This is a genomic window from Candidatus Lokiarchaeum ossiferum (assembly GCA_025839675.1).
GTDB classification, from domain to species: Archaea; Asgardarchaeota; Lokiarchaeia; order Sigyniarchaeales; family Promethearchaeaceae; genus Lokiarchaeum; species Lokiarchaeum ossiferum.
Genome location: CP104013.1, coordinates 3,024,713 through 3,041,355, shown reverse-complemented (window position 1 = coordinate 3,041,355; position 16,643 = coordinate 3,024,713). Strand labels below are relative to the sequence as shown.

Annotated in this window: 17 protein-coding genes; 9 read left to right on the top strand and 8 right to left on the bottom strand. The window is 36.6% G+C overall.

Annotated features, from left to right (window positions below; genetic code table 11):
• Positions 1–19: 19 nt before the first annotated feature.
• Entirely contained in the window at positions 20–499 is a 480-nt protein-coding gene (locus tag NEF87_RS12830) for a hypothetical protein (protein WP_457916133.1), read from the top strand.
• Here NEF87_RS12830 and NEF87_RS12825 read toward each other — a convergent pair.
• Together NEF87_RS12825 and NEF87_RS12820 are read right to left on the bottom strand one after the other, a co-directional pair.
• Positions 483–1,292 carry a hypothetical protein gene (locus tag NEF87_RS12825; protein WP_457916132.1) on the bottom strand — a complete coding sequence of 270 codons (810 nt, stop codon included), beginning with the start codon at positions 1,290–1,292 and terminating at the stop codon, positions 483–485. The two genes, NEF87_RS12830 and NEF87_RS12825, sit on opposite strands and share 17 nt — an antisense overlap.
• A gap of 92 nt (positions 1,293–1,384) precedes the next feature.
• On the bottom strand, positions 1,385–2,200 hold the full coding sequence (locus tag NEF87_RS12820) for a DUF2110 family protein (protein WP_371801838.1): 816 nt from the start codon (positions 2,198–2,200) through the stop codon (positions 1,385–1,387).
• A 193-nt stretch (positions 2,201–2,393) separates the two neighbouring features.
• Between NEF87_RS12820 and NEF87_RS12815 the strand changes: the two genes are divergently transcribed.
• The 3 genes from NEF87_RS12815 (at position 2,394) to NEF87_RS12805 (ending at position 5,315) form a co-directional block, all read left to right on the top strand.
• Complete coding sequence (locus NEF87_RS12815; protein WP_457916131.1) at positions 2,394–2,777, top strand: hypothetical protein; 384 nt, start codon at positions 2,394–2,396, stop codon at positions 2,775–2,777.
• 101 nt (positions 2,778–2,878) lie between these two features.
• A complete protein-coding gene (locus NEF87_RS12810) occupies positions 2,879–4,093 on the top strand; it encodes an amidohydrolase (protein WP_457916130.1) in 1,215 nt (404 codons plus the stop codon).
• Positions 4,094–4,106: 13 nt separating this feature from the next.
• Positions 4,107–5,315, top strand: coding sequence for an amidohydrolase family protein (locus NEF87_RS12805; protein WP_457916129.1), 1,209 nt, complete (start codon positions 4,107–4,109; stop codon positions 5,313–5,315).
• A 37-nt stretch (positions 5,316–5,352) separates the two neighbouring features.
• Here NEF87_RS12805 and NEF87_RS12800 read toward each other — a convergent pair whose 3' ends face one another.
• Together NEF87_RS12800 and NEF87_RS12795 are read right to left on the bottom strand one after the other, a co-directional pair.
• Positions 5,353–6,258, bottom strand: a complete 906-nt coding sequence (locus NEF87_RS12800) for a DUF1028 domain-containing protein (protein WP_371801834.1) — start codon at positions 6,256–6,258, stop codon at positions 5,353–5,355.
• Between the two features lie 48 nt (positions 6,259–6,306).
• On the bottom strand, positions 6,307–7,140 hold the full coding sequence (locus NEF87_RS12795; protein WP_371801833.1) for a GNAT family N-acetyltransferase: 834 nt from the start codon (positions 7,138–7,140) through the stop codon (positions 6,307–6,309).
• 62 nt (positions 7,141–7,202) lie between these two features.
• Here NEF87_RS12795 and NEF87_RS12790 point away from each other — a divergent pair, with 62 nt between their 5' ends.
• Positions 7,203–7,715 (top strand): alpha/beta hydrolase, encoded by a 513-nt coding sequence (locus NEF87_RS12790; RefSeq protein ID WP_457916128.1) that lies wholly within the window; start codon positions 7,203–7,205, stop codon positions 7,713–7,715.
• 22 nt (positions 7,716–7,737) lie between these two features.
• On the opposite strand, the gene NEF87_RS12785 is transcribed toward NEF87_RS12790, so the two are convergent.
• The 3 genes from NEF87_RS12785 to NEF87_RS12775 all read right to left on the bottom strand — a co-directional run bounded on the left by NEF87_RS12785 (position 7,738) and on the right by NEF87_RS12775 (position 11,269).
• Positions 7,738–9,090, bottom strand: coding sequence for a M20/M25/M40 family metallo-hydrolase (locus tag NEF87_RS12785; protein ID WP_371801831.1), 1,353 nt, complete (start codon positions 9,088–9,090; stop codon positions 7,738–7,740).
• 83 nt (positions 9,091–9,173) lie between these two features.
• Complete coding sequence (locus NEF87_RS12780) at positions 9,174–10,004, bottom strand: 4Fe-4S binding protein (RefSeq protein WP_457916127.1); 831 nt, start codon at positions 10,002–10,004, stop codon at positions 9,174–9,176.
• Between the two features lie 11 nt (positions 10,005–10,015).
• On the bottom strand, positions 10,016–11,269 hold the full coding sequence (locus NEF87_RS12775; protein ID WP_457916126.1) for a PAS domain-containing protein: 1,254 nt from the start codon (positions 11,267–11,269) through the stop codon (positions 10,016–10,018).
• 45 nt (positions 11,270–11,314) lie between these two features.
• Here NEF87_RS12775 and NEF87_RS12770 point away from each other — a divergent pair, with 45 nt between their 5' ends.
• The 3 genes from NEF87_RS12770 (at position 11,315) to NEF87_RS12760 (ending at position 14,644) form a co-directional block, all read left to right on the top strand.
• The gene (locus tag NEF87_RS12770; RefSeq protein ID WP_457916125.1) at positions 11,315–12,337 is read left to right on the top strand and encodes a Rab family GTPase; all 1,023 of its coding nucleotides are present in this window, start codon (positions 11,315–11,317) and stop codon (positions 12,335–12,337) included.
• 79 nt (positions 12,338–12,416) lie between these two features.
• Positions 12,417–13,784, top strand: a complete 1,368-nt coding sequence (locus tag NEF87_RS12765) for an MFS transporter (RefSeq protein ID WP_457916124.1) — start codon at positions 12,417–12,419, stop codon at positions 13,782–13,784.
• Between the two features lie 155 nt (positions 13,785–13,939).
• Complete coding sequence (locus tag NEF87_RS12760) at positions 13,940–14,644, top strand: archaeal proteasome endopeptidase complex subunit alpha (protein ID WP_371801826.1); 705 nt, start codon at positions 13,940–13,942, stop codon at positions 14,642–14,644.
• 252 nt (positions 14,645–14,896) lie between these two features.
• On the opposite strand, the gene NEF87_RS12755 is transcribed toward NEF87_RS12760, so the two are convergent.
• Positions 14,897–15,493, bottom strand: a complete 597-nt coding sequence (locus tag NEF87_RS12755; protein ID WP_371801825.1) for a hypothetical protein — start codon at positions 15,491–15,493, stop codon at positions 14,897–14,899.
• Positions 15,494–15,794: 301 nt separating this feature from the next.
• Between NEF87_RS12755 and NEF87_RS12750 the strand changes: the two genes are divergently transcribed.
• Positions 15,795–16,589, top strand: coding sequence for a ribosome assembly factor SBDS (locus tag NEF87_RS12750; RefSeq protein ID WP_457916123.1), 795 nt, complete (start codon positions 15,795–15,797; stop codon positions 16,587–16,589).
• The last annotated feature ends 54 nt before the right edge of the window (positions 16,590–16,643 follow it).

Genomic DNA, 16,643 nt, shown 5'->3' with positions numbered 1-16,643 from the left:
TTCGGAGTAAGTTTTTAATATGGCAATCTTAGAAACTGCAATTCTTTATAAAGATAAACCTTTGAGTGAAGTTCAATTTTACTCATCTGATGAATTTTTGAGTCATGAAACCCGGAATGGATTACTTAGTGCGGTAGTTAATCTAGTAACTACGGCGTTTGATGATGAAATCCAAAATTTCTCCATAGGTGGGTATACGATTTTAGTGATTTTGAAGGATCTGATAGGAGATGATGATGATGTTGATGAAGAAAATAAAGTCATTGACCGAAAAATGAATCCTCCTTTAGGCATTTACTGCATTATCGATAAAGATTCTAATCACAAACAGATTAAGAAAATCATGGAAGAAGCAATTACTCAATTTATAAATCGATTTAGTATTTATGCAATAAAAAATGAAAAACCGAAAAAATTTCAGAAATTTAACTCCCGCCTTGAAAAACTTTTTCAGGCGTTAGCGTTGAAACATGAAGATCGATTTAAATCCATATTTTAAATGCTTGAAGAAGCATGATAGCAACAAACATACTTCCCATAACTATTATGCATAATCCACTCTTCTTTTCTTTCTTTAGAGGGATTTTCTGAGGCTTTTGATCGAAGGTTTCTAATTTTAAATCTTGTACTCGTGATTCTGATTGAGGAAGTTTTCCTTCAAAAATTCCTAAAAATTCATCCTCATCTATATCTCCTTCAATAAATACTTTAGGACGTTGCGCTCCTGCACGATCAATGTCAAATTCTCTGGCAATCTGAATTCCTTTGACTTTTTCTTTTACATTACATGATTTTCCTTGCCAAACCCAAATATCTACTCCTAAATCTGCTATCATTACGTCATCACTGTCAAGAGAACTTTTTTCAAAGGGAACTTGCACTGCTTTGATGGCATTAATTCCATCAAATTCTTCTGATGAGATTTTATATAATGCATTCACATGATCTGACTCCCAAGCAAACTCACCCGTGGAGACATCCTTGAGCATGGATGTTGCTAAATTTTTGTCCAGAACTTTTAATCCTCCTAAAAAGGTTACTAATTCTGCTGGTTCATCTCCCTCATCGTATGTAAGAATCTTTGCACCTCCATTAAACTCATCTCCTTCATCAATACCACGGGCTTGAACGGCTGCAGCTCCCTTTTCATCGGCAGAACATTTCGATCCTAACCAGATATAAATTTTTTCATGGAGTTTATCTACAATAACATAGGAATCACCGGTCGTAAAGACTGGTCGAGCGATTTTTTTAAGGTTTCCCTTATCAATCCGATAAATTATTGGACCCATAGTGATATGGTAATGTATGAACTTATAAATGTTTAAATCTGAACAAAGAATGAAAAAATGAATATTTGGAGGATTTTTTCTTATTAATTGGTTTACTGCCAATAACGAGTTACTTGGGCAGGGCGAATCATAGAAAATCGACAGTTAGAGAGAAATGGGCCTATATGGGAAATAATTCCAGGAGCATTAGTTCCTTTGGCACAAACACAAGCACATTCAAGCGGACCAATTCGAATGATTTGGGGGACATCAATAGTATGGCCTCGTTTTGCAATTGTCTTTTTGATCATTTGGCGCGAAACTCCGGTTGTAAAAACAATATCTAAACCCGATTTAACATATTCTTCAATTTGCTCTAAAAAATCATCTGTAAATTTACCTTCATATTTAGGTTTCCCACCTTTTTCAAAGAGCATTTTTTCCACTTCGATTTCAACAGGAAATTGATTCATGAATCCATATTTTTTGCAGATTTCGCGGGTGGAGAGATCCTTTCCTCCTGCTAATTGAGTTCTTAAACGATGGAGTGGAATTAGCACTTCTTTGGCAGGAGATTCAATTCCAATATCAACAAATACTCCAAATCCTACTTTTCCTACTGCCCTTAGTGTCCCAAAAAGTCCACGACGTTTGGGCACATTGTTGGAATCAAAAGTTTCTCCAGTAATTTCTTTCAAAATATTGGAAACAAATTTCAAATCGTCCTTCTTCTTTCCCTCAAGTTCCACTAATAATCGATCATCAACTCGAAATTCTAAATTAGCTAATGTCACATCCATATCTTCGGGAATCCGTTCTTCAAGCACTCGACGAAATGTTTGTAAAAATTGCGTACGAGCTTGGGCTGTTTTTTCGCCCCATTGATAATATTGGAAGCTAGTAATATAATTGTATTTTGCAATATGCATTGTAGTTCTCACCAAATGTAATAATTGGTTTTATTTGTTCACGAACCGATGGCGGTGAACCTGTAGATCATAAAAAATAGATGGATTTAAGTTCAAGAATCGAAATCTATAATTTAATAATTATGAAGTTAAATATACCATATTAATAAAAATTTGTGAATTGTTGATAACACATCAAATTGGAGAGCAAAAAATGATGGAAACAGAACAAATTATTGAAAAATACAAAGAATTTCAAGATGCAAACAATGGGTTTGAAGAATTGATGATATTTTCAGAGAAAGGGGATCTCCTATTTTCACTTAATCCGAATTATATCACGGAAATTGAAGCAAAATCTTTAATGGAAGCATGGTTGACTAAACAATCTGCAGTTGTAATCGGCGAAGTTCGCTATCCCATTTTAAGTCACGAAATCTTACAATTTGCTGCACGGAATGTGAAAGGACAAGGGGCGCTCGTGGGTACTAAAACAAAGAAAGATAATTATGTGGTAGCTCATTTAAATGCGACCAGTCGATTCCCACCAACCATTGCAGCCATTAATCTTAATCGATGGGCATGGAATCTTCTTTAAAGTTAGAGATTTAAATGTTTAAATATGTTTGTTTTTTTCTCCCTTTTTCAAATGTTTAATCTAGATATTTTTTATGCGATGTGGTTTTTGATTTCTTTAATATGACCTACGCGATAAAAAATGGAAAAATTTATTCCTGTGATCACAAAGATTCAATAATTGAAAATGGTACGATTTTAATTGCAGATGGTAAAATTAAATCAATTCTTGCTGAAGGGGAAACAATTCCTGCTGGATTCGAAATAATCGACGCTCAAGGGAAGATTATTACGCCAGGATTCGTAAATTCCCATACACATGAAGGTGTATACAACGGTACAGTCGGAGAAATGGGCTTTGATGTGAATGAAATGGTAAATCCAGTCACACCTATGGTGCGAGTGATGGATGCTATTAATACCGAGGACCCTGCTTTAATGGAAGCTGTCAAAGGTGGAGTTACCACAATTAACACCGGTCCAGGTTCAGCTAATGTCATTGGGGGCCAATTTGCTCTAATCAAAACCTTTGCTAAAACAAAAATGGTTGAAGATTACATTATCAAAGCTCCCTCCGCTATGAAAGCGGCTTTAGGAGAAAATCCAAAACGAGTTTATGGACGAGATAAGAAAATGCCCATGACTCGAATGGGGATTGCAGCTGTTTTCCGAAAAGCTTTCATTGATGCTCAAGCTTACGGTAACAAATGGGATGAATATTATACAAAGAAAAAGCAAGCTGAAGAAAAGCAAGAAATTGATAAAATACCTTCCGAGCCCGATCGGGATTTAGATAAAGAGATTCTTTTGAAAGTGCTCAAACGGGAGATTCCGATTCATATTCATTGTCATCAGCATAATGATATTACTACTGCTGTTCGATTGGCGGAAGAATTTAATCTTGATTTAATGATTGTTCATTGTACAGAAGGCCATAAAATCGCTGAATTTTTAGCGGAAAAGAAAATTCCTGTGTCTGTTGGACCTTCAATTGTTGGTTATGAAAAAAGTGAGTTACGCGATATTTCTTTTGAAACTCCAGGAATATTGCACAAAGCTGGAGTGAAATTTTCAATTCAATCAGATACATTTCCAAGATTATTATACTTCCAGATACTTCCATGTATGGCAGTTAAAAATGGATTGCCAATCAATGCAGCACTTCGGGCTGTTACTATTGATGCTGCTGAAATGTGTGGGATTGGAGATCGTGTGGGATCTTTGGAAGTAGGAAAAGATGCTGATTTGATAATTTGGTCAGATCATCCAGTAGCCAATTTTTATGCTGAAAATGAGATGACATTTGTTTCTGGGGAAATCGCATATAAGAAAGAGTAATGAAGGAATGGAAATGACATACGCACTTACAAACGGAAAGATTTATACTTGCAATTCAACCGATGAAGTTATTGAATCAGGCACTATCATTATTCGCCACGGGAAAATTGAAAAAATTTTACCAAATTCTGATCAAATTCCAACAGACGTTGAAGTCATCGATGTCCAAGGAAAATGCATTGTTCCAGGTTTTGTGAATAGTCACACACACGAAGGCATCTTTGATGGAACTGTAGGGGAAATGGGTGTTGATGGTAATGAAGCTTCCTTTCCCACCACCCCTATGCTGCGTGTAATTGATGCAATCAATATTGAAGGGCCCGCATTTAAGGAAAGTGCGAAAGGAGGTGTTACCACTATTAATACTGGTCCTGGTTCGGCAAATGTTATTGGTGGTCAATTTGCTCTCGTTAAAACCTACGCCAAATCGAACCAAGTGGAAGATTATATCTTAAAAGCACCTTCTGCAATGAAAGCAGCATTGGGAGAGAATTGCAAATTTACTTTTACTCCTAATCGAGCCAAAACTCGAATGGGGATTGCTGCAATCTTTCGAAAAGCATTTGTAGAAGCTCAAACTTACGGCCGGAAATGGGAAGAGTATTCCAAAAAGAAACATGATGCTGAAGAGAAAAACGAGTTAGATAAGATCCCTTCTTGTCCTGATCTTGATAATGATAAAGAATTATTATTGAAGGTTTTAAAACGCGAAATTCCCATACATATTCACTGTCACCAACATAATGATATAGTGACCGCGATCCGGCTGGCTGAGGAATTTAATTTAGATTTGATGATTGTCCACGGGACGGAAGGGCACAAAATTGCCGATTTTATTGCCTCTAAAAACATCCCAGTTTCTGTGGGACCTTCGCTTGTCGGTTTCCATAAAAGTGAATTACGTCACATAACTTTTGATACCCCCAGTATTTTACACAAAGCAGGAGTGATGATATCTATCCAATCTGATATGGTGCCCCGTCCCTTATACTTTCAACTGCTTCCATGTATGGCAGTTAAGTATGGATTACCTGTTGTAACAGCATTACGTGCAGTTACCATAGATGCTGCTAAAATGTGTGGTGTGGGAGATCGAATCGGATCTATCGAAGAAGGAAAGGATGCCGATTTAGTAGTTTGGTCGGCCCATCCTGTAAAAAACTTTTATGCCGAGAATCTTCTGACTATGGTTGATGGAAACATCGCCTATCGAAAAGAATAATTTCTTCTCTTTTTTTCCCTAAGTTTTTTCATTACGTTTATATTTCGGACATTTTTTTCAAGGACACAAAGGGGGTTCCTTTTTCCTTCAGCATATAATCATAGATGGATTGCCAAATTTTGCCATCATTTCGCCATTTATTCTCGAAATTATTAATGCCAATCCAATTTTCAAAAGCTTTAGCATATTCGGTGGTCCAACTATCACGAGGTCCCCCATGATTTGATGAAAGATATCCCAATTCTTCAAGAACAGCAATTATATTTTCAATACGATTTTTATCAAGAGGCAGTAACCTAGCAGGATTTTCTCGTTCCAGCATGGTCATATCATAAATTTGAAAGATACGATGCAATTCTTTGATTGGATGTGGATGTTCATCAACCCTGATGTCTACCCATCGATCGGTAAACCCTCCATATCCCCCCTTCTCGCGAACTACCAGTAAAGAAGCAGATTGTTGACCTCGCGCATCTCCTCGACCTTCTTGATCCGCTGAATGAAGTGCAGCGAGTAATCGGGTGGGAAGATCTCCCTTCGTCGTTTCATATGCCTTTGCCATTCCTTCGACTGTGTCTGCGCTGATTAATATATTTCCTTGACAAGTAAAATGATCTCCAATAATATGTCCCGCCCAATGAAAACATTCCTTTCCAGTGAAAGCTGTCGCATTTCCATAGGAATCTATCAGTCCTACTTGTCGATGATCCTTAAGTTCATCATTAGCAAGTATTTTTTTTAATGCATCATCTGCTTTCATACCTGAACCCATCAGTTCTAATCCTCTCGGGCCAAAAGACGTATTACAATGTGCCTGAGTGGCAACTGCTCCTACATTTGCTTGGGCAAACGGTACAACTGGTCCAACACAGATAAATTTACTCTGAACTGCAACCCCAAAATCTCCCGTATTGGGATCATATGCAACAATTGAAAATGTCATGGATAAATATTGTTGGAAAATAGTTTTATAGATTTGGTTGAAAATTTTTTATCCGCGATCGGGACCCATAATGGCGAAAATATGGGGGGTTGAAATTGGATTTGGTCCGCGATGCATGCGGATAGAGAAATAATGTGACTCAAATCCCAAATCTGTAGCAATTTGAAGTGCTTGTTGTTGAGATTCTAAGATACCTATAAAGAGTTGGGGGGTTTCTGAAGGTGAACCGAAACTTGTCAGCATGCATTTCACGCTTTTTTTGGGATTATTGACCACCCATGGTCCCACTTTAATGCAATTTTCCCTGGGGGCTGCCATGATATATCCTTGGATTTGGTTCTCTTCAATGTAGACTTTGCATAAATCTGGATGTTTTTGAAATAGAGTTATCAACAATAAAGAACGATCACTTTGAAAATATTTGAAATCCATCGCACATATTTCATCTAAATCAGATTCTTCCATTTGACGTATCCGATCTGAAGATTGAAAAGGAATTTGTCCATATAGTCGAAACGATTTACACATAGGTTTAAATCCTTCAGCAGCATATAACGGAGTGATCTTGGGTACACCATCTAAATAAATATTTTCAATTCCCTGTTGATTAAGGGTAGCAAGGGTATGTTGGACTAATTTTTTTCCATATCCTTTCCCGCGCTCTTCTTCACACACAATTACATCTGCTAAAAATGCATATTTATCATATTTTACTCCAAACGCCATTCCAACGGGGGTCCCTTCAACTTTTGCAATAAAAATAGTGTCTGGGGATAACTCAAATAAATCCTCCACTTCCTCCCGCCCTTGTCCCCATTTTTCGATATCTATTAACTTCAAGGCAAATTCAAGGTCTTCAAAACACATGGGTTCGATTTGCATCTTACGGAAAACTAGAGTGTTTCCTTGAAAAAGTTTTTGTTTCGCTATGAGTATCTCTAATTATGGAAAAGCAAACAACTCCCATTTACCGAAAAAATATCATTTTCATTCATGGTTATGAGAGTTCTGGTCAAGGATATAAAGGAACCTATCTTAAAACAATCTTTCCGCACATTCTAACTCCTAATTTTACGGGAGAACTTGAAGAACGTATGGAACAATTAATTCCAATTTTAGCTCCGCATGATGATTGGATATTAATTGGGTCCAGTTTTGGTGGATTGATGTCTGTTAAATACGCGAGTAAATTTCCTGAAAAGGTAGATCAACTCATTTTATTTGCCCCGGCCTTAATTCCTCCGTATATGCCCCAAAATATGGATATTCCATCTTTATCTGTTCCCACTACCATATATCACGGTCAACAAGATCAAGTTGTATCCATAAATATTGTACGCCAAAAATCTATTTCTATATTTCCTCATCTTACCTTTAACGTAGTTGAAGACGATCATTTTTTACGTCCGACTGTAAAACAAGTTCCATGGTCTACTTTGGTCACAGAAAAATCATAAATAGCAACAAAAGAAAAAAAAACTATTTTAGAAATATTTGAGCAAGATTGTAGTAGACTTTGAGAGTCAATTCCACGGTTCGAATCCGAATTCGTTCATCTACACCATGAGGTAATCCTGCCATATCTTTGGTGCTCGTTTTTGGATCTAATAGTGAAAATCCATAACATTGGGCTCCGCGGTCGCGAAAATAGCGCATATCTGTGACACCAGGCATCAGGAAGGGAACTAACGTCGATCCAGGGATTTCTTGATTTACAGCTTCTTGCATAGCTGATACAAAGTTAGATTGAGGCACACTTGCATTTCCACTAGATGCAATTCCCCCATCTTCTTCAGAAATTGCCTCAATTCTTGCCTTTAGAGCGAGATCTCCCAACGCCTTTTGCAAGTGTTTCATAACATATACATCATCTTGCCCTGGTAAAGTTCGAATATCAACGACAATTGAAGTTTCAGCAGGAATGACGTTCGCTTTAACTCCTCCTGACACCATATTGGGTGACATCGTCATCCGACTTAAACTATGAACAATTTTTGCAGTATTAGGGTCTTTTTTATTAAGAAGCTTGAGCGTCATAGGCAATAAGAGGGGAGTCGTAATCATAAATTTTTGAAGCTTCCCCATTCCTAATCCATCAGCAAGATACGTTAAATATTCGGTAGTTAATGGTATTTGTGAGTCACCATACTTTCGAATTCGCAATATGGCTTTGGCTGCTTTAACTGCGGCATTATCGCTTGCATACGGCATAGATCCATGCCCTGGAGTGCCCGTAAAAGTAATTTTTTTCCAAGCTCCCCCTTTTTCACCCAGCATAAACACAACTTTTCCTTCATCTAAGGCTGCACCTCCCATTTCTGAAACACAAAAATCAACTTTCAATAAATCGGGGTGATGTTCAAGCATCCAGTTCACCCCAAAGGTTCCCCCCGCTTCTTCATCGGCTACGATGAATAGGATTAAATCTCCTTTTGGTTGAAATTTCTCTTGATGCAGTTGGGCAAAAGCGACGGTTTGGGTGGCAACAATGAATAGCATGTCCATCGCCCCTCGGCCCCAGACAAAACCATCTTTTATTTCGCCTGCAAATGGGTCAACAGTCCATGCTTTAGGTTTGGCAATCGGCACTACATCTACATGGGAAGGACCGAACATCATCGAAGGTGCATCGCTTGTTCCCGAGAGTTTTGCCCATAAATTACCTCTGTTTGGAGCTGATTCAAAGATTTGATATTCAACCCCTTTCGTAGATAAATATTCCCCGATCGTCTTGATATTTACCAGTTCCGTTCCTGGCGGGTTTACACACCGATTTTGAATAAGTTTTGAAAGAAGATTGACTGTTTCGTCAAGTAATTCTGAAGTAATCATTATGGTTATACAAATGCTGAAAAAGAAATTAAAGATTCACCTTGAGTTTTTAGAGAAAAATGAAATTTCAATGAACTGAAGTATTAAAGAAAAATCTCAGGTTTTTGATAAATTTCCGTATATTGGTCGAAATCTGCTTTCATCTCTGGTGGCATAGTCAATTCTTTGGTTAATGCTCCAAAGGGACAACTTTGCACACATGCAAAACATCGAATGCATTTCTCTTTGTCAATTACCAGATCAAAATCCATCTGGGTGAAGCAATCAAAATCAATTGCCTCAACCGGACAAGCTGCCCAACATTCACGACATTTGGTGCACAATATAAGATCTATTTGCGGGATTTTGACCATTCTTCGGGCCCGAATTTCAGGATGCCCCTGAATAAAGTCAGGAATACTTCCTTTAATGGTGATTTCTTCGGGGCCTTCTTGCCATTTTTTCCAGAGATTTTGGCCAAATTTGGTGGCTCGTTTAATATCTGTTGCATCAGGGCGATTTTCTCCTAAAAGAAGGGTCTCATTTGAAAGAGAATTACGACCTACAAACTTCGCTCCCGCAAGAATTTTAAAACCTCTGTTACGCAATAACCCAATTAATTCTTCTAAACATCTGCCAAAAGACACATTGCCATTTACGGCCACCGGAATGATCCACTTCCCTTGTCCCTCCAGTTTTTGAATAACTTCAAAAACCGTCTTGGGCATCGTTTCAACATATACGGGTGATCCCAAAATGATAATATCTCCTGCAATGTTAATCTTATTTTTGTCACGGAGATTAATTGATGAAATATTTAAAAAGGGGGGAGATGCCAGCGGTAATTGAGTTCCGTTGGCTATCGTGGCACATATTTTTCGAGTATTGCCAGTTGGGGAAAAAAATATTATTTGGATCGTCGGTTTATTTCTCATGGCAAAACAACCTAATATAAATGTGCTTTTAGCTTATTTTCGATGGAATTATATACTTCTTGGAAAATTTCTTCAATTTCTTTAAATTTTGCCATACCTTCGGGGGTTTTTTGGGATTGATTGTTAAAAACAATTTCCACATTTTCGATTTTAAGCATTCGATCTAAGATATCCTCAATAATTTCTTTTCCGATTTCTTCATTGATATTTCCATCAAACACGGCAAATGATATCATGATCAATTCATGTTGACCGCGAGCTTGCATACTTGAAAGTTTATATTGCAAATTTAGAATACGAGCTTGCCCCAAAGTCATTTCAAAATAGCCCTCTTTTTCGTAATCTAACAATAGTGGTAAGTCTTGAAATTCTTCCATTTTTTCATCTTTTGGTGTGAAATGCAGTATTATTGGTCCAAAGAACGCATCAAAATAACTTAAAATCAAGCGCCAGTTCTTTTTTTTGCAGTCTGGGCAGAGTTCATAGCTGAAAGAGACATCTGCAACTTCTTGCACAAAAGTATCAAGCTGATTCCAATACCCTTGATCGTTACGAATTTTTTTACACATCCCACATACAGGGACTAATTTTTGCAATTGCTGAATTTTTGATAATGCTTCTTGCAATTCTACAATTAGGGCTTGTTGTTTTGCTTCTGCTCGTTTTCGTTTAGAAATATCAGTGATCATTGCAACTACGTACACTGAGACATTATATTCTAATCGAATTAATCGTAATTCCCCTGGAAAAATACTACCATCTTTCCGTTTAAAATTGGTTTCATAAGTTGTGAACCGGTTTAATTTACCATCAGTATAGATAGGTACTAATGATTTTTCTTGGGTTATATGTTGTAGATCCGTTGGATGAAGTGATAACAATTCTTGGGCAGAATAACCAAAGAGATTACACGCTTGTTGATTGATCAAAATGGTTTGGCTGAGATCATTTTCAATGATAGTGGCCATTCCTGAATTAAGAAAAATATCAAAAAATACATTTACAGGCATATTCTTCGGTTTTTTAATATCAATAGGATTTGCATCTGCCTCTTCATAAAATTTGATCTGTTCTTGCAAGGATTGTAAGATTAATTCCAAGGATCGTCGATTCATTTTTTGATACCGCTCAAAATCAAAATTCTCTGGGTGATCCTCAGTTAGTTTAAATGGGGTACGAATATCGATGTATTGTTTTAATTTCGTCTGTAATACATGAATGTCGTGAATTAAATTTTCCTTGGAGTTTTTTTCATCCAATGTCATTAATTTAAATTAAGGTGGCGTATATAATAAATTATAATGGTAGCGATGGATATTCCGAAAGTAGATCTTCTATTTCAATCAATGCTTTCGACCTTGGGCGAAAATTTGCTATTTGTTGGCCTTATGGATCCAGATAAACAAATCGTTACCCAAATTGAACAAGAAAATTTATCGGAAATGACTAAAGCCGATATTTCTAACTTCTTCTATTCTCGCATGTTTGATTATTTCTTTGATAATATTCGTCAAGAACATAGCACATTTTCTTTCAACACCCTATCCATTAATGTAATCGTATCGGTAGCTGGAGATGATTACATCGCAATATTTATCAGTTCTGTAAAGGAAAATACTGCTCAATTTCTCCCATATGTGTATCTCTGCACTGAAAAAATTGCTCGAATTGGGCTGGGACGTAATATAAGTTACGTCATTCCTAAAATTAAATTTCAATCTAATGATAATGGGTTAATTTCAGGGCCTCATCGGTTTGAAATGAAAGAAGAAGGGGATTATGTCATCAAAGCTGTTTTAGGCGGAGATTCTGGTGTTGGAAAAACCACACTCGTTGAACATTTCATTCATGACAAATTCGAAGGCGACTATAAAAGCACCCTTGGGATTAATATCATGAGCAAAGGCGTGAAGTATCCACGTTGGAAATGCAACATCGAATATTCCATTTATGATTTAGGTGGTCAATCCATCTATAAACAAATTCGCAAAGGGTACTATTTCGGAGCCAACGTTGGTTTTTTAGTATTTGATGTGACAAACAAAGAATCTTTTGAACACATTCAAGATTGGTATGATGAGATAATTACTGTGGAACCAGATACTCTCCTGATTTTGGTGGGGAATAAAATAGACTTAGAAGGACAGCGACAAATCTCTTCTGGAGAAGCCGAATCTCTCGCGAGAAAACTTAACGTACAATATTTGGAAACGTGCGCATTGAACAAAGACATCGTCGATGAGGCATTTAAAACTCTTGGATTTGCTTTTATATTGAAAAATAATACATTGGAACGCAAACGGGTCGATGTCAAATCGGGCTGGGTTTTTTAAGCTTCATCCATTTTATCTAGCACTTTTGTAATGGTAATCTGACTTAAAGTTTATTAAGGCATTTTTATTTCACCCTTTTATGAATTCTGAAACACCATCTGGAGATAACACTACAACATCATCGTTTTTGGCAAGATTTTTCTCACTTCATTCTCTTCCTCGGCCACTTCAGCAAATTTCATTTTTCTATTTGGTTATTTGGTGTTTATACTCAATTGCCTATAGTAGCACAGATACGTTCTTGTTGCTTTTCTTCTTAGACCAATGGACTTATCAGGAAGTCAGTTTAATCTTCTCAATTCAAATTATTACCCAGATACTTTTTGACTATCCCACTGGTGTGCTAGGTGACTGGCTTGGTCAAAAATTGGTCTTGATTCTCGCTTTTTCTCTAAAAATTCTGTCCTTGGTCTTTTTAGTAATCAATCCTTCTTTTTTATATTTTATTCTGTATGGAATACTTTCTGGGTTGGGCAATTCTCAACTCTCAGGGGCTTTAGATTCTTGGTTTGATAATAAATATCGAGATTTAAGCTGCGGGATTGATGCCAATCGCGAAATCTATACCATGTTTCAAGCAAGACTTTACATTGTCTATATCCTAATTGCAGCCTTAACTTGCTTCTTAAGTGGTCTTATTGCTCAAAATATCTCTCGCCGGTTCCTATTTTTTATCGAGATGTTTTTTTATTTTGTAATAATGCTCTTGGTGATCTGGAAAATTGAACATAAAAAAAATCCAGAAAGTAAGAATCTCTCGATTCAAGCTTATTTTGATCAATTTAGAAACGGCCTCGCTTTTATCTTTAAGCGTAGAGACATGTTTTTTATTTTCATCGGAATTGCGTTTTTTGAAACTTTCTTAAATCAAGTCTGGACTAAACTCATTTTTATTCCTTTCTATAAATCCTATGCCATTACCGATGCTAATTTGGGATTGTTACGTTGGATTTCATTAATTATTGATATAATTCTTATTAGCTTTCTTCAAAGGTTCCCTTCAAAATCCAAAAAACCAAAACTCGGGTTTGTGGTAGCCGAAATCGGTATAATATGTGGATTGATGGTTATTCTGGGATACATTGTTATTGTTCCTGCAAGCCCCACTTTTCAAATCAGCAAGTTCATTGGTCTAATTCTGATTGGGATTTCTTTAGGAATCCCTTACCGGCTAGTTTATCTATATTATTCTAAAGTTATGTTTGATTTGGTGCCAAATGAAATTCGCAATTCCGTATATTCCCTTTTACCGACACTTATCTTATTGTTTAGCATCCCTGGAACGCTTATAGGTGGTGCAGTTATTACTTCACATTATTTAGTTGGGGGAATTATATTCGTTATTTTTGGAGTAGGCTGCGGAATTATATTACAAATTATTGGATTTAACTACATTAGAAAAGAAACTCGTCCTCCAAACATGATTTCAGATCAAATCCCAGAGTAGAATCAGCGAATTTTTTTTTAATAACTTTTTTCTGAACATGACCTAAGATCCATCTTACTAAAAAATTTAAAGCAATTTAAATTACAAATAGATATAGAGTTTTTCTATAAAATCATTAAATCGGAGCTGAAAAAAACATCTTCTCACAACCAGGCATGGGCTATGACAGAGCCATAACGATATTTTCACCAGACGGACGGTTATTTCAAGTAGAATACGCAATCGAAGCAGTCAGACAAGGGACCACAGCAATTGGAGTTAAGAGCAAAGACGGAGTCATTTTTGCAGTAGAAAAACGCCGATTACCACTTCAGGAATACATTGGTAGCGAAAAATTATTCAAGATCGACGATCACGTTGGTGTCGCTATTGCAGGACTTACCGCAGATGCTCGCACTTTGGTTGATCAAGCACGGGTGCATGCGCAAGTGAACGTTTTGAGCTACAACGAAAAAGTAAGCATTTTAGAAACTACTCGCGACTTATGTGACCAAATGCAATTATATACTCAAAATGCAGGAGTTCGTCCCTTTGGTGTATCTCTCTTAGTAGGGGGAGTCGATCCTGATAATGGGACCAAATTGTTTTTGACCGACCCATCAGGGGCATTTTGGGGTTATCACGCTTGCGCCATCGGCAACGGTTCACCCGCGGCTCGCGAATATCTCTCAAAAGAATACAATCCAGATATGTCCTTAGAAGAATTGAAGAAATTGACCATTAACACGTTGAAAGAAGTGGTGGAAGGCGATTTTGAGACAGATCGATTCGAAATTGCCATGATCAGCACTGAAGACAAACTCTGGAAATTATTAAGTGTTGAAGAAAATCAAGCACTTCTTGATTCGCTTGAAGAATAATTCACCGATTATATTCTCTTTTTTCCCTTTCTCAAAAAATTATTTTCTTTTTGTGATATGTTCATCGAAATTCATCTCACGATCACCTTTTTGCATCTTTACTAATATCGAAAAAATTTAAGCCAAAGTTAAAATTCGAGCACGAAGTTTGTAATACTTTAAAACTATACGTCTTGTAGATATAGGAATGAAATTCGGAAAATAAATGAAAATGAAAAAAGGATAAATTTTTGCGTCTATTTTTTGATATTTTTATTTATCCACCATTTTTAACCAGATCAAAATATTGTCTGATTCTAGGGATTCCTGCGACAAAAAGTAGTCATAAGTGGTTTTATTGACTTTGTTTGCCCCAAAGTACACTTCAACTATCATTTTCCCTTCTTGCCCCGCCAACAATATTTTATCTTCTAACGACACTGTTGAGATGATCGTCACTTTTTCTGAAGAAAAACCTTCAACTGGGATCGGATAGGTCGGTAAGAGAATACGATATCCATCATCGGTAAATTTCTCATAATTCATTTGAGGCATCGATGCGCCACTGAATTCATTAAGTCGTACTCGGGCATCGGTATCAATATACTTTGTTTCACCACCATATTGAAATCCGATTTTTATTTCTGTAATGATCCCATTGTTTGGGCTTATGTTTTCAAAGACCATCGGAAAACAGAAAAATAATGCATTTTCATAACTCGATGATATGAATCCATAATTAACTATTCTACCAATCTTTATATTCGCAGGTTTGCGCATTTGAAACCAGTTATATATCGACAATATTGCAGCGAATAAACCTGGAAGCAAGCTAAGTAAATCGATTTCTATGTTAAATATTGTTACCATTTTAGCACCTTCTAGTTCTGTCTAGATCTCGACAAAACAACATATAAAAATTTCGATCATGTCAAATCAAAACCATTTTGATCTCTTCATTCCACTTGCGGTAAATAACTTTTTTCACGAAACTTTTTTTAGTTCTTTGCTTTATAGATATTGTTGTTTAGAGATCGAGTTCGAAACGCATGGGATTTCGAAAAGAATGGCTTTTCTTTATGAAGAGTATTCACCGTTTTTGTATACCATCTTATTTGCATATCCATCTTACGGAACGAATTCTGTCATCTAAAAATTAAGGTGGAAAATATTGAGTCAAAACCGTGGTAGTCCAAAGGGGAATTTTGATCTAGGGAAATATATTATTGTAAAATTACGGAAAGGCAAAACTAATTTTGAAATGGTGAGCGATCCAGAAGAAGCGTGGAAAGCCAAAAAGATTTTAGCCGAATACCGCAAAAAAGAAAATCAAGATCAGGCTCTCACTCGGGAGGATCTTTTACATCACCCTGATCTGGATCTAACAAATATTTTTCCCACTTATGATATCTTCACAAATGTAAAAAAAGCCGATCGATGTACTTCAGAAGATTTGCAAGAAGCATTTGAGACAACGAATGAACGCGAAGTCGCAGCGGAATTTGTTTTGGATGGGGAATTTTTGTGGACCCAAGCACAACGTCAGAAATGGGTAGAGAAAAAGAAAAAACAAATTATAACTATCCTTGCTCGGAATTGTGTGAATCCACAAAGCAAAAAACCACATCCTCCCAAACGTATTGAAAAAGCTATGGAAGAAGCACGTGTGTCCATTGATTTAGACAAAACTGCGGAAGAGCAAATTGAAACAATCTTAAAGAAAATTCAATTAATTATTCCTATTCGCATGGAATCGGTTGAAATGGCGGTTAAAATTCCGGCAATATATGCAGCTAAAGCGTATAATACCGTTGAAAAATATGCCCAAGTGAAAAAATCTGAATGGCAAACTGATGGGTCGTGGGTTGGGATGGTCTCTCTTCCTGCAGGACTCCAGATGGAAATGCTTGAGAAATTGAACAAATTAACCCATGGACGAATGCAAAGCAAATTGCTTCAGAACTAGTCCTCAAACCGCTAAGAACTAAAATTAATTATTAATAGCAAAACAAAAAAAGTG